11 protein-coding genes are annotated in these 12,410 nt (G+C 72.3%); 4 read left to right on the top strand and 7 right to left on the bottom strand.

Annotated elements, in window-relative coordinates; genetic code table 11:
- Positions 1 to 69: 69 nt before the first annotated feature.
- The 5 genes from ABD366_RS18305 to ABD366_RS18285 all read right to left on the bottom strand — a co-directional run bounded on the left by ABD366_RS18305 (position 70) and on the right by ABD366_RS18285 (position 6,470).
- The gene (locus tag ABD366_RS18305) at positions 70 to 3,201 is read right to left on the bottom strand and encodes an efflux RND transporter permease subunit (RefSeq protein ID WP_324766473.1); all 3,132 of its coding nucleotides are present in this window, start codon (positions 3,199 to 3,201) and stop codon (positions 70 to 72) included.
- 163 nt (positions 3,202 to 3,364) lie between these two features.
- Complete coding sequence (locus ABD366_RS18300) at positions 3,365 to 4,075, bottom strand: response regulator transcription factor (RefSeq protein ID WP_324766474.1); 711 nt, start codon at positions 4,073 to 4,075, stop codon at positions 3,365 to 3,367.
- Positions 4,072 to 5,301 carry a sensor histidine kinase gene (locus tag ABD366_RS18295; RefSeq protein ID WP_324766475.1) on the bottom strand — a complete coding sequence of 410 codons (1,230 nt, stop codon included), beginning with the start codon at positions 5,299 to 5,301 and terminating at the stop codon, positions 4,072 to 4,074. Before ABD366_RS18295 ends, ABD366_RS18300 begins: the two co-directional genes overlap by 4 nt.
- Before the next feature lie 38 nt (positions 5,302 to 5,339).
- Entirely contained in the window at positions 5,340 to 5,618 is a 279-nt protein-coding gene (gene pspAA / locus ABD366_RS18290; protein WP_324766476.1) for a PspA-associated protein PspAA, read from the bottom strand.
- A 51-nt stretch (positions 5,619 to 5,669) separates the two neighbouring features.
- Positions 5,670 to 6,470 (bottom strand): PspA/IM30 family protein, encoded by an 801-nt coding sequence (locus ABD366_RS18285; RefSeq protein ID WP_324766477.1) that lies wholly within the window; start codon positions 6,468 to 6,470, stop codon positions 5,670 to 5,672.
- A 245-nt stretch (positions 6,471 to 6,715) separates the two neighbouring features.
- On the opposite strand from ABD366_RS18285, the gene ABD366_RS18280 reads away from it, so the two are divergent.
- Together ABD366_RS18280 and ABD366_RS18275 are read left to right on the top strand one after the other, a co-directional pair.
- Positions 6,716 to 7,345, top strand: coding sequence for a DUF3043 domain-containing protein (locus tag ABD366_RS18280; RefSeq protein ID WP_324766479.1), 630 nt, complete (start codon positions 6,716 to 6,718; stop codon positions 7,343 to 7,345).
- Positions 7,346 to 7,428: 83 nt separating this feature from the next.
- On the top strand, positions 7,429 to 8,136 hold the full coding sequence (locus ABD366_RS18275; RefSeq protein ID WP_324766480.1) for a class I SAM-dependent methyltransferase: 708 nt from the start codon (positions 7,429 to 7,431) through the stop codon (positions 8,134 to 8,136).
- Between the two features lie 283 nt (positions 8,137 to 8,419).
- Here the strand turns inward: ABD366_RS18275 and ABD366_RS18270 are convergent, their stop codons facing one another.
- The gene (locus ABD366_RS18270; protein ID WP_324766478.1) at positions 8,420 to 8,653 is read right to left on the bottom strand and encodes a hypothetical protein; all 234 of its coding nucleotides are present in this window, start codon (positions 8,651 to 8,653) and stop codon (positions 8,420 to 8,422) included.
- 92 nt (positions 8,654 to 8,745) lie between these two features.
- On the opposite strand from ABD366_RS18270, the gene ABD366_RS18265 reads away from it, so the two are divergent.
- A complete protein-coding gene (locus ABD366_RS18265; RefSeq protein WP_344442088.1) occupies positions 8,746 to 9,951 on the top strand; it encodes a bifunctional adenosylcobinamide kinase/adenosylcobinamide-phosphate guanylyltransferase in 1,206 nt (401 codons plus the stop codon).
- Positions 9,952 to 9,972: 21 nt separating this feature from the next.
- On the opposite strand, the gene ABD366_RS18260 is transcribed toward ABD366_RS18265, so the two are convergent.
- Positions 9,973 to 11,043 carry a class I SAM-dependent methyltransferase gene (locus ABD366_RS18260; RefSeq protein ID WP_324767128.1) on the bottom strand — a complete coding sequence of 357 codons (1,071 nt, stop codon included), beginning with the start codon at positions 11,041 to 11,043 and terminating at the stop codon, positions 9,973 to 9,975.
- A gap of 213 nt (positions 11,044 to 11,256) precedes the next feature.
- Between ABD366_RS18260 and cobT the strand changes: the two genes are divergently transcribed.
- Positions 11,257 to 12,312, top strand: a complete 1,056-nt coding sequence (gene cobT / locus ABD366_RS18255) for a nicotinate-nucleotide--dimethylbenzimidazole phosphoribosyltransferase (RefSeq protein WP_324767126.1) — start codon at positions 11,257 to 11,259, stop codon at positions 12,310 to 12,312.
- Positions 12,313 to 12,410 lie beyond the last annotated feature (98 nt).

The raw sequence follows: 12,410 nt of genomic DNA, 5'->3' as shown, positions 1-12,410 counted from the left end.
CCGGGCTCCCGTCATTCGTCTGCCACGCCGTCGTGGCTCGTCGCGCAGTTCCCCGCGCCCCTGGCTGGGTCAGACCGCGGCTCGCTCCGGTTCCGGGGACGGGGACTGGGGCGGAACCCCATGACCCCGCTTGGCCGCGCGCCTGGTCGCCCGGCGCTCCTTGCGGAGTTCCAGGATCGCGTAGAGCGTCGGCACGAGCAGCAGCGTGAGCAGCGTCGACGTGATCAGGCCGCCGATCACGACCACCGCGAGCGGCTGAGCGATGAAGCCGCCCTCGCCGGTGACGCCGAGCGCCATCGGGAGCAGGGCGAAGATCGTCGCCAGGGCCGTCATGAGGATCGGGCGGAGACGGTGGCGACCGCCCTCGACCACGGCCTCGACCACGCCGAACCCTTGCGCCCGGTACTGGTTGATCAGGTCGATCAGGACGATCGCGTTGGTCACCACGATGCCGATGAGCATCAGCATGCCGATCATCGCGGGGACGCCCATGGCCGTGCCGGTGACGACGAGGAGACCGATCGCGCCGGTCGCCGCGAACGGGATGGACACCAGCAGGATCAGCGGCTGGGCCAGCGAGCGGAACGTCGCCACCAGGAGCATGAAGACGATCGCGATGGCCGCGAGCATCGCCAGGCCGAGGTTCTTGAACGCGTCGTCCTGGTCGGAGGTGACACCGCCGATCGTGGCGGTGGCGCCCTTCGGCAGATCCAGCTTGTCGATCTTCGACTGGAGGTCGGTGCTGACCGCTCCCGTGTTGTCACCGGTCGGCTTGGCCGTGATGGTGGCCGCGCGGGCGCCGTCGATGCGGGTCATGGAGACCGGGCCGTCGACCAGTTGCACCGTGGCGATGTCGCCGAGCTTGACGCCGCCCGGGCCCATCGGGAGCTTCTTCAGCTCGTCCATCGTCGTGGCCGGCTTCGCCGACTTCACGACGACGTCGCGTTCGGTGTCGTCGAGGATCGCCTTGCCGCTGGTGGTGCCGCGCACCGCCTGGGCGACGGCGGCGCCGAGCGTCGTGTCGTTGAATCCGGCGGCGGCGGCCTTGGAGTTGGCCTTCACCGAGATCCGGGGCACCGACTGCGACAGGTCGCTGGTGACGTCCGTGACGTCGTCGAGCGAGGCGACTGCCTTCTGGACCTGCTCCGCGGCCTTGTCGAGCACGGAGCCGTCGGCGGCCTTGACGACCACGCTCAGGTCCTGGCTGCCGAAGCCGTCACCGGCCGCGATCGTCGTCGTACCGGCACCGGACAGCTTGCCGAGCTCGCGCTCGATGCGGTCCTGCGTGGCCTCGTAGGACGCCTTGTCCTTCAGCGTCACCTGGTACGAGGCCTGGTTGGTGTCGGTGCCGCCGCCGAAGGCCGCCATGAAGCCGGACGAGCCGATGGTGACCTGGTAGTCCTTGATCGCGTCGATGCTCTGGAGCACCTCCTCGACCTTGCGCGCGGAGGCGTCGGTCGCGGCCAGGCTGGTGCCGGGCTTCAACTCCTGCTTGATGGACAGGACTTCCTGCTCGCCCTGGTCGAAGAAGTTGGTCTTGAGCAGCGGCGCCATGCCGAACGTGCCGACGAGGACGACCGCCGCGATGACCAGGCTGGTGAAGCGGCGGCGCGTCGCGAAGCGCAGCACGGGGACGTAGATCCGCTGGAGCCGGGAGCGGGCCTCCTTCTCCTCTGCCTTGCGGCGGGCCTCCTCCGGGTCGATGCCGCGGATCGCCTTGGGCGGCCGCAGGAACCAGTAGGAGAGGACCGGGACGACCGTGAGCGACACGAGGAGGGAGGCGAGGAGCGCCGCCGTCACCGTGAGCGAGAACGAGCCGAACAGTTCGCCGACCATGCCGCCGACCAGGCCGATGGGGAGGAACACCGCCACCGTGGTCAGGGTCGAGGAGGTGACCGCTCCGGCGACCTCGCGGACCGCCTTGAGGATGGCCTCGTGGCGTTCCTCTCCGTAGCCGAGGTGGCGCTTGATGTTCTCCAGGACGACGATCGAGTCGTCGACGACGCGGCCGATCGCGATGGTCAGCGCGCCGAGCGTGAGCATGTTGAGGGAGAGGTCGCGGGTCCACAGGACGATCAGCGCGAGGACCACGGACAGCGGGATGGAGACCGCGGTGACGAGGGTCGAGCGCAGCGACGCCAGGAAGACCAGGATGACGATGACCGCGAAGAGCAGGCCGAGCGCGCCCTCGGTGGTCAGGCCCGAGATGGACTTCGAGACGGCCGGGCCCTGGTCGCTGACGACGGTCAGTTCGGCGCCGGAGCCGAGGTCGCTGCGCAGGCCGGGCAGCTTGTCCTTGACCGCGTCCGAGATGGAGACCGCGGAGCCGTCGTGGTCCATGGTGACCATGACGGCGAGGCTGGGCCTGCCGTCGGTGCGGGTGATGGAGTCGGCGGTGGACTGCTGCTGCTTCACCGTGGCGAGGTCGGCGAGGCGTACGGGCTTCTTCACGCCCTGACCGGTGACCATCAGGTCCTCGATCTGCTTCAGCGAGGTGAAGCCGCCGCCGACCTGGACCGTACGGTTCTTGCCGTCCTCGGCGAAGGAGCCCGCGGGCAGGGTGGCGCCGCCGGCCTGGAGGGACTGGCTCAGCGTCTGGACACTGATGCCGGCCGCGGCCATCTTCTTGTCGTCGGGCGTGACGTCGACCTGGAGGTCGCGGACGCCGTCGACACTGACCTGGCCGACGCCGTCGATGTCCTTGAGGGACGGGACGACGGTCTTGTCGAGCTGGTCGGCGAGCGCCTGCTGGTCCTTGTCGGACGTGACGGCGAGCACGACGGTGGGGATGTCGTCGGTGGAGCCGGCGATGACCTGCGGGTCGACGTCGTCGGGCAGCTGTGCGCGGGCCCGGTTGACGGCCTGCTGGACGTCGGCGACGAGCTGCTTGGCGTCGCTGCCGTTGCCGTAGTCGAACTGGGCAAGGACCACCGCGTTGCCCTCGGAGGCCGTGGAGGTGATGCCGGTGATCCCGTCGACGGCGTCGATGGAGTTCTCCAGCGGCTCGACGACCTGCTTCTCCACCACGTCGGGGGACGCGCCCTGGTACGGGGCCAGGACGGAGACCATGGGCAGTTCGATGGTGGGGAGCAGCTGCTGCTTGAGCTGGGGGATCGCGATGGCGCCGAAGGCGATCGCGATGATCGACACCAGCCCGATCAGGGCGCGTTGAGCGAGGCTGAACTTCGACAGCCAGGACATGGGGCGGTGTTCTCCAGGGGCGTGAGCGGTGGATGACGGCCCCTGACGCGGACATGCGCAGAGGCCCGCTTACACCCTCAGCCACGGGAACGGGCGGATTCGTCGCTCCCAGGTCCCGTTCTTATGCGGCGCCTACTGCGGCCGTAGTACGCGCGGGCCCGGTTCACTCCACCCTTGGACGGACCAGACCCGATTCGTAGGCGATGACGACGAGTTGGGCGCGGTCGCGGGCGCCGAGCTTGGCCATGGCGCGGTTCACGTGGGTCTTCACGGTGAGCGGGCTGACCTCCAGGCGCTCGGCGATCTCGTCGTTCGAGAGGCCGCCCGCGACCTGGACCAGGACTTCGCGCTCGCGTCCGGTGAGCGCGGCGAGCCGCTCCGCGTGGCTGCCCCCGGCGCGCGCCGCGCCGTCCGAACCGTCGCCCTGCGCAAGGAACTTGGCGATCAGCCCCTTGGTCGCGACGGGCGAGAGCAGGGCGTCGCCGGCGGCCGCGACGCGTACGGCGCCGAGGAGTTCCTCGGGTTCGGCGCCCTTGCCGAGGAAGCCGGAGGCGCCGGCCCGCAGCGACTGCACCACGTACTCGTCAACCTCGAACGTCGTCAGCATCACGACGCGTACGTGGGCGAGTTCGGGGTCGGCGCTGATCTCGCGGGTCGCGGCCAGGCCGTCGGTGCCGGGCATCCGGATGTCCATGAGGACGACGTCGGGCCGCTCGGAGCGGGCGAGGCGGACCGCCTCGGCGCCGTCGGAGGCCTCCCCCACCACCTGCATGTCGGACTCGGAGTCCACGAGCACGCGGAAGGCGCTGCGCAGCAGGGCCTGGTCGTCGGCGAGAAGAACCCTGATGGTGCCGCTGGTCGTGCCGTTCGTCATGGCGTGGCGTCCCCTGGTGTGGTGGTGCGGGCGTCGACCGGAAGGATCGCATGGACGCGGAAGCCGCCGCCGTAGCGCGGTCCCGCGGTGAGGGTGCCGCCGAGCGCGGTGACGCGTTCGCGCATGCCGAGCAGGCCGTGGCCGCCGTTCTCGTCGAGCCCGTCGGGGACCTGGGGCTCGGCGCCCGGCCCGTTGTCGAGGATCGAGACTTCTACGTCGCGGCCTACGCGCACGACGCTGACCTCGGCCTTCGCGTCGGGGCCCGCGTGCTTGCGGACGTTGGTGAGCGCCTCCTGCACGACGCGGAAGGCGGCCAGGTCGACGGCGGCGGGCAGCGCCGGGGCCGACTCGGTGCGGGCCACGTCGACGGGCAGGCCCGCGTGCCGGAACGTGGCGACGAGGTCGTCGAGCCGGTCGAGCCCGGGGGCCGGTTCGGTCGGGGCCTCCGGGTCGCCGCTCTGCCGCAGCAGGCCGACGGTGGCGCGGAGTTCGTTGAGCGCGGAGCGGCTGGCCTCGCGGACGTGGCCGAGGGCTTCCTTCGCCTGGTCGGGCCGCTTGTCCATGACGTGCGCGGCGACCCCGGCCTGCACGTTGACGAGGGCGATGTGGTGGGCGACGACGTCGTGCAGATCGCGGGCGATGCGCAGCCGCTCCTCGGCGACTCGCCGTCTGGCCTCTTCCTCCCGGGTGCGCTCGGCCCGGTCGGCGCGCTCCCGGATGGCCTGGACGAAGGCGCGCCGGGAGCGGACCGCGTCCCCGGCCGCCGAAGCCATGCCGGTCCACGCGAAGATGCCGAGGTTCTCCTGGGCGTACCAGGGCAGCGGGCCGACGAACATGGCGATGCCGGTGAGCACGGCCATCGTGGCGAGGCCCACGCGCCACGTGGTGGGGCGGTCGGTGCGGGCGGCGACCGTGAAGAGCGCGATGACGGCGGACATCACGACGGGGGCGCGGGGTTCGCCGGTGACCAGCTCGACGATGGAGACGGCCGAGGTCGCGCCGAGCACGTACATGGGCGCCCGGCGCCGGAAGATCAGCGCGATGGCGCCGAGCACCATGAGGAGGAGGCTGAGGCCGTCGGGGGTGCGGGTGCCCCAGACGTACGCGCCGTCGGGGCCGTGCGGGTCGACGAAGGAACCGGCGACCATGGCGATGAGAACGCCGAGGGCCACGAGGGCGTCCAGGGCCAGGGGGTGATTCCTGGCCCACCGTACGAGGGGGGTCACCGGGGTCACGGTAGCCGCCCCCTGCGCCGCGGTCCGGGTCAGCCCGGGATCAGGCCGTCGTCGCCGAGCATGGAGCGGACCTCGTCGAGCGTCGCGTCCCCGGCGGGGAGGATGAGCTCGGACGGCTCCAGGGCGTCGTCGGGGAGCGGGGTGCCGAGGCGGCGGACGGCGTCGAGCAGGGCGGAGAGCGTGCGCCGGAAGCCTGCCTCGTCGCCGCTCTCCATCTCCTCGAGCAGTTCGTCGTCGAGTGCGTTGAGCTCGGCGAAGTGGCTGTCAGCCAGCTTCGCCTGGCCCTCCCCCATGATCCGTACGATCATGACGCCCTCCTGTGGGCTGTTACTGCTCCTCGAAGCTGCTGCTTGTGGAAGCTACTGCTTGTCGAAGCGCGGAGTGGTGTCCTGCGGCTGCTGCGTCTGCTGGCCCTGCCCGGCGCCGCCCTCGATCGCCTGCTGCGACGACGAGGAGCCTCCGGCCAGCTCGGCCTTCATGCGCTGCAGCTCCAGCTCTACATCCGTACCACCGGAGAGGCGGTCCAGCTCGCTCTGGATGTCGTCCTTGGCGAGCCCGGAGGAGTCGTCGAGGGCACCGGAGGCGAGCAGCTCGTCGATCGCGCCGGCCCGCGCCTGGAGCTGGGCCGTCTTGTCCTCGGCCCGCTGGATCGCCATGCCGACGTCGCCCATCTCCTCGGAGATGCCGGAGAACGCCTCGCCGATCCGGGTCTGCGCCTGCGCCGCCGTGTAGGTGGCCTTGATGGTCTCCTTCTTCGTACGGAAGGCGTCGACCTTGGCCTGGAGCCGCTGAGCCGCGAGGGTGAGCTTCTCCTCCTCGCCCTGCAGCGTCTGGTGCTGCGTCTGAAGGTCCGTGACCTGCTGCTGGAGCGCGGCCCGGCGGGAGAGCGCCTCCCGCGCCAGGTCCTCACGGCCGAGCGCGAGCGCCTTGCGGCCCTGGTCCTCCAGCTTCGAGGACTGGCCCTGGAGCTGATTGAGCTGCAGTTCCAGACGCTTGCGGCTGGTGGCCACGTCGGCGACGCCGCGGCGCACCTTCTGCAACAGCTCCAGCTGCTTCTGGTACGAGTAATCGAGGGTCTCGCGCGGGTCCTCGGCCCGGTCAAGGGCCTTGTTCGCCTTCGCGCGGAAGATCATCCCCATACGCTTCATGACACCGCTCATGGGCTTCGCGCGCCCCCTTCTGACAGATCCGACCGGCCGTTCGAGCTCCAGCACTGCGACAGAATCCACAGTACGGGTCCTGCATCTATTACCGCACTGTTCAGGTGCGGATGCGCTCATCCCCAAGGACGACTACGTCCCGCCCCGCTCCGGCGTAAGGAGTAGGTGTGCCCCTATGTGCCCCGATGGATGTGCCCCTATGGACGCGCGGTGTTGCCGGATCGTTCCCCACGGGCCTGTGGTCCATGCACGCCCACCGCGTACCCTTGGCTTTTGTGTTCCGTAGCCGATCCAAGGATGACAAGGCCCCCGCCGCCAAGGCCCCGGTGACCTCCTCGTCCACGCAGACCCGAGACCCGCAGGCGCCCAAGGGCCGCCCCACGCCCAAGCGCAGCGCGGCCCAGTCGCAGCGCCGCAGCGTGGCCAACACCAAGATGACGCCCAAGGAGGCCCGCGGGCGTCAGCGCGAGGAGCGCCGTACCGCGATGGAGCGCCAGCGTGCCGCGCTGGCCAGCGGTGACGAGCGTTATCTGCCGGCCCGTGACAAGGGCCCGGTGCGCAAGTACGCCCGCGACTTCGTCGACTCGCGGTTCTGCATCGCCGAGTACTTCCTGCCGATGGCGGTGATCATCCTCGTCCTGAGCATGGTCCGTGTCGGCTCGCTGCAGAACATCGCGCTGCTGCTGTGGCTGTTCGTGATCGTCGCGATCGTGATCGACTCGGCCATCACGGGCTTCCGCCTGAAGAAGAAGCTGGCGGAGAAGTTCCCGAACGAGCGCCGCAAGGGTGCCGTCGCGTACGCCCTGATGCGCACGCTGCAGATGAAGCGCCTTCGTCTGCCGAAGCCGCAGGTCAAGCGCGGGGAGCGACCCTGAGCACGGAGGCCTTCGCCGGGGACGCGCCGAACGCCTGGCTGGCGAGGCTGGGCGGCGTGCGCAATGTCGTACGCCAGGAGCTGGTGGCCCGGCAGCTCGACGAGCAGATAGCCGGCCGGTTCCCCGTCGGGCAGCGGCTGCGGGTGCTCGACGTCGGCATGGGCCAGGGCACGCAGGCGCTGCGCCTGGCCCGGGCCGGGCACAAGGTGACCGGCGTCGAGCAGGACCCGGGGATGATCTCCGCGGCCCAGCAGGCGCTGGCGGCGGAGCCCGAGGGGGTGCGCGAGCGGGTACGGATCGTCGAGGGCGACGGCCGTGACACCGGTGTCCACTTCCTGCCCGGCAGCTTCGACGTCGTGCTGTGCCACGGCGTACTGATGTACGTCGAGGACCCGGACGCGCTGCTCGCGGGACTGGCGCGGATGCTGGCCCCCGGCGGGCTGCTCTCCCTGCTGGTGCGGAACGCGGACGCGCTCGCCATGCGGCCCGGGCTCGCCGGTGACTGGGTCTCCACGCTCGGCTCCTTCGAGTCGACGAAGTACCACAACCGCCTCGGGCTCGACGTCCGGGCGGACCGGCTCTCCACCCTGACGGCGACGCTCGCCGGGATCGGGGCCCCGCTGCACGCCTGGTACGGGGTGCGGGTCTTCACCGACCAGGCGGGGGACGGGGCCGAGCTCCCGGAGCGCGGGGAGCTGCAGACGCTGCTCGCGGCGGAGGAGCGGGCCGGGCGTACGGAGCCGTACCGGCGGGTGGCGGCGCTGCTGCATCTGTGCGGGGTCCGGGGCTGACGCCGCACTTCCCGTACTCACTGTGCTCTTCGTGGCGCTCTGCCACTGACTGCCGTCCTGTGTGCCGGGGCGCTCGTGTCCGGCTGCTCGGACCGTCGCCGACCAGGTGATCCGGGACGGCAAGCAGAGGACGGCGGACGTCACGCTCGGCGGGATCCGAACCCTGGCGGGCCGGAACCGGGTGGACCGGAACCCGGGCGGACCGGAACCCGGGCGGACCGGAACCCGGGCGGACCGGAACCCGGGCGGGCGCGGGGGACGACCCCGTACCCGCCCGCGCTCGTCAGTCCTGCGTCGCCGCCGCGTCGGCCTCTTCCGCGTGCAGGCTCATCGGGCCGTAGATGACCGTGGAGTCCTCGGAGAGGGTGACCTGGTCCGCGCCGCCTTCCGCCAGATCCTTCCAGTGCTCGCCGATCCAGGACTCGGCGTCGCCCTGCGTCGTGAACTCCTCCGGCTGCACCGCCGGGGACACCTCTGTCCCGTCGGACTTCTCGAACCGCCACGTCCATGCCGCCATGTCAGCCTCCCGGTACCGGATGCCCGATGTCCTGATTCCCTGGAAGCGTATCCGGGCGCGCGGCCCGGGCGGGGGCGCGGGAGGATCTTCCCGTGGAACTGACTCTGCTCGGCACCGGCGCCCCCGAGGGGCTGCCCCGCCCCGACTGCCCCTGCGCGGCCTGCGCGACCGCGCTCGGCCCGGCCGCGCGCGCCGCGACGGCCCTGCTGATCGACGGGACGCTGCTGCTCGACCTGACGCCGGGCGCCGCGTTCGCCGCGGCCCGCGCCGGGCACAGCCTCGGCGGCGTACGGCAGGTGCTGCTCTCGCATCCGCACGACGGGCCCGCCGTGGAGGTGCCGGTCGGGCTGCCGCAGCCGGGGCGGGTGCCGGACGGGCGGGAGCTGGCGCTGCTGACCGGGCACCGGGTGCGGGCGCTCGCCCTGGACGCGCCCGGCACCGGGTACGAGGTGAGCGGGCCGGAGGGCGGGCGGCTGCTGTATCTGCCGCCGGGCGCCGCGGCCGCGGGGTTCGAACAGGCGCGGAGCCCGTACGAGATGGTGGTCCTGGATGTGATCGGGCGGCCCGACGCGCTGGCGCGGCTGCGGTCCGCGGGCGCGGTAGGGCCGACCACCGATGTCGTCGCCGTGCACCTGGACCACGACGTGCCGCCCGGTCCCGAGCTGGACCGGCGGCTCGCGGCGGCGGGCGCGCGGGCCGTGCCGGACGGGACGACCCTGGCCGTGGGCTCGTACGAGAGCGTGCCCGACGTACCGCGCAGGACGCTGGTGCTCGGCGGGGCGCGGTCCGGGAAGTCCGTGGAGGCGGAGCGGCGTCTGGAGGCCTTCCCCGACGTGCTGTACGTGGCGACCGGCGGGACGCGGGGCGGGGACACCGAGTGGGCGCAGCGGGTCGCGCTGCACCGTGACCGGCGGCCGGGGTCGTGGCGGACCGCCGAGACCTGCGATCTGCTGCCGCTGCTGGGCGACGGGGCGGATCCGGCGCCGCTGCTCGTGGACTGCCTGTCGCTGTGGCTGACGTACGCGATGGACGAGGTGGGGGCCTGGGACGACGCCGAGTGGGCGGGCGGCGGTGAGAAGGCGCTGCGCGCGAAGGTCTCGGAGCTGGTCGACGGGGTCCGGCGGACCCGGCGCACCGTGGTCGCCGTGTCGAACGAGGTCGGTTCGGGGATCGTGCCCGCGACCGCGTCCGGGCGCCGCTACCGCGATGAACTCGGGCGTCTGAACGCCGCGTTCGCGGGTGAGTGCGAGCAGGTGCTGCTCGTCGTCGCGGGGCAGGCGCTCGCGCTGCGCGGCTGACGGCGGCCCGGGGCGGGAGGGTCAGGCGGCGTCCGGGTTGCGGCGCGCGATGATCCGGTACGCATTGGAGAAGCGGGTGCGGCTGACCAGCGGGGCGAGCAGCCGGTCGGCGGCGTAGCAGGCGACGAAGGCGGGGGCCGCCACGTAGGTCAGGGCCCGGCGCAGCCCGCGCCGGAAGCCGCCGGGGGCCTTGGCGCGCCACGGGTCGTCGCGGCGGGGCAGGAAGCGGCCCAGGAGGAGGGCGCAGGCGGCCGACAGGTCGAGCGGGACGTGCGGTTCGCGGCGGTCGACGGCGACGACCGTGAAGCCGAGCGCCCCGAGCTCGGCGCGCAGATTGGCGAGCGGGATGAAGTGCAGGTGCTGCGGCTGGAAGTAGGGGACCCACCATTTGCGGAGCAGCTTCGCGTAGCGGCTCTCCGGGTCGGGGACCTCGATCATCAGGTGGCCGCCGGGGCGCAGGACGCGGTGGGCGGCTTTGAGTTCCTCGCGGGGGTCGAGGGAGTGCTCCAGGTGGTGGAACATGCTCATCGCGTCGTAGCGGCCCGCGAGTTGGGCGGCCAGGCCCCGGAGGGTGCCGCGGTGGGCTTCCTCGATGCGGCCCCGCCTGCGGCCCTCTTCGACGCCGGCGCCGAGGTCGAGGCCGTCGAACGAGGTGTACGGCAGAACCTTTCTGGCGACGGCGGGGAAGTGTGCCCGGCCGGTGCCGACGTCCAGCCAGCTCTCCGGTTCGATGAACCGGGCCAGGGCGTGCACGGCCCGCCGGTGTCGCTCGGCGGAGCTCTGCGCGCCGAAGATCTTCTCGGCCTGGCCCGCGTGGAGGCCGTCGTAGAAGTCGCGGTAGTAGAAGTCCAGGCCCTCGGGGGTGAGGCGGGGGTTCTGGAAGGAGTGGGCGCAGGCGCGGCACTGGTCGACGGTGAAGGTGCCGGGTTTGTGCTGGAGCAGGTCGGTGGTGCGCAGCCGGGTGCGCAGCTTCGTGGAGCCGCACCAGGGGCAGTCGGGGCGGGGTGGTTCGTGGAAGCGCTCGGTGCCGCGGGCGAGTTCGGTGAGGTAGGCGGGGCGGCGGGCGGCCACGGCCTGAACTGTGGGGGACATTTCTTCGTCAGCTCCTGGCGCCGCCGTAGTATGACAATCCGATGCAAAGATGAACGTAAGGGATCATCGACCGCCGGACAATGACGCTGCGCGGTCGGTGCGTCGCGACAGGTGACCGGCCGTCAGGAGGCGCCCGCGGAAGCCTCCGCGGGGCCGCCGCCGGGGAGGGGACGTCAGGCGTCCGGCGTACGTACGGCCGGTACTGTTCGACGAATGAGCTCGCTGAATCTCGACGACTTCACCGACCTGATCGAGCGCCCCGACGGCGGGACCCGCCGCGACGCCGAGGAGCGCAGGGCCCGGCTCGCCGTGCCGCCCGGCGCGCTCGGCCGCCTCGACGAACTGGGCGAGTGGCTCGGCGCCGCCCAGGGTGCGGTTCCCGTACGGCCGATCGCGCGGCCGCGCGTGATCCTCTTCGCCGGTGACCACGGTGTCGCCGGACTCGGCGTGTCGAAGCGGGCCGCCGGCACCGCCGCCGCCCTGGTCCGCGAGGCCGTCGAGGGCGCGAGCACCGGCGCGGTACTGGCCCGGCGGCTCGGCGTCGGCGTCCGGATCGTCGACATGTCGCTCGACTGCGACCCGGCCGAGCTGCCCGCGGACGTCGTGAGCCACCGGGTGCGGCGCGGCTCCGGGCGCATCGACACCGAGGACGCGCTGACCCTGGAGGAGGCCGAGGCGGCGTTCCGCGCGGGCATGGCGATCGCCGACGAGGAAGCCGACTCGGGGACGGATTTGGCGGTGCTCGGCGACCTCAGCGTGGGCGGCACCACAGCGGCGGCCACGCTCGTCGCCGCGCTGTGCGGGACCGACGCCTCCGTCGTCACAGGCCGCGGCGGCGACCCCGTCGACGACCTGGCGTGGATGCGCAAGTGCGCCGCGGTGCGGGACGCGCTGCGCCGGGCCCGGCCGGTCCTGGGCGACCAGTTGCAGCTCCTCGCCACGGTGGGCGGCGCGGACCTCGCGGCCGCCACCGGGTTCCTGCTCCAGTCCGCGGTGCGCCGTACGCCGGTGATCCTGGACGGTGTCGTGTCGGCGGCCTGCGCGCTGGTCGGCCAGCGGGTCGCGTTCCGCGCACCCGACTGGTGGCTGGCCGCGCACACCAGCGGCGAGCCCGCCCAGGCCAAGGCGCTGGACCGGATGGCGATGGAGCCGCTGCTCGACCAGGGCGTGCAGGTGGGCGGCGGCACGGGCGGGCTGCTCGCGCTGCCGCTGGTCCAGGCGGCCGCCGCGCTGGCCGCCGAACTCCCCGAGGTGGAGGCGCCCCTTTAGGGACCCGGGGCTGCATCGATGCGCGACTCCGCCGCGCGGGCGCGAGCAACCCACGAAAAGCCGCAGACGCGTCTGCTTCATGCACCGAGCAGACGCGT

The sequence above is a fragment of the Streptomyces kunmingensis genome, assembly GCF_039533535.1.
Lineage (GTDB): Bacteria > Actinomycetota > Actinomycetes > Streptomycetales > Streptomycetaceae > Streptomyces > Streptomyces kunmingensis.
Note: the sequence above shows the minus strand (reverse complement) of the source record. Positions and strands in the feature narration are given on the sequence as shown.

Excerpts from the sequence above, each read along its gene's own strand:
- pspAA (WP_324766476.1), bottom strand. The coding sequence starts at position 5,618 with ATGATCGTACGGATCATGGGGGAGGGCCAGGCGAAGCTGGCTGACAGC.
- ABD366_RS18300 (WP_324766474.1), bottom strand. The coding sequence starts at position 4,075 with ATGACGAACGGCACGACCAGCGGCACCATCAGGGTTCTTCTCGCCGAC.
- cobT (WP_324767126.1), top strand. The coding sequence starts at position 11,257 with ATGAGCTCGCTGAATCTCGACGACTTCACCGACCTGATCGAGCGCCCC.
- ABD366_RS18270 (WP_324766478.1), bottom strand. The coding sequence starts at position 8,653 with ATGGCGGCATGGACGTGGCGGTTCGAGAAGTCCGACGGGACAGAGGTG.
- ABD366_RS18280 (WP_324766479.1), top strand. The coding sequence starts at position 6,716 with ATGCACGCCCACCGCGTACCCTTGGCTTTTGTGTTCCGTAGCCGATCC.
- ABD366_RS18305 (WP_324766473.1), bottom strand. The coding sequence starts at position 3,201 with ATGTCCTGGCTGTCGAAGTTCAGCCTCGCTCAACGCGCCCTGATCGGG.
- ABD366_RS18260 (WP_324767128.1), bottom strand. The coding sequence starts at position 11,043 with ATGTCCCCCACAGTTCAGGCCGTGGCCGCCCGCCGCCCCGCCTACCTC.
- ABD366_RS18285 (WP_324766477.1), bottom strand. The coding sequence starts at position 6,470 with ATGAGCGGTGTCATGAAGCGTATGGGGATGATCTTCCGCGCGAAGGCG.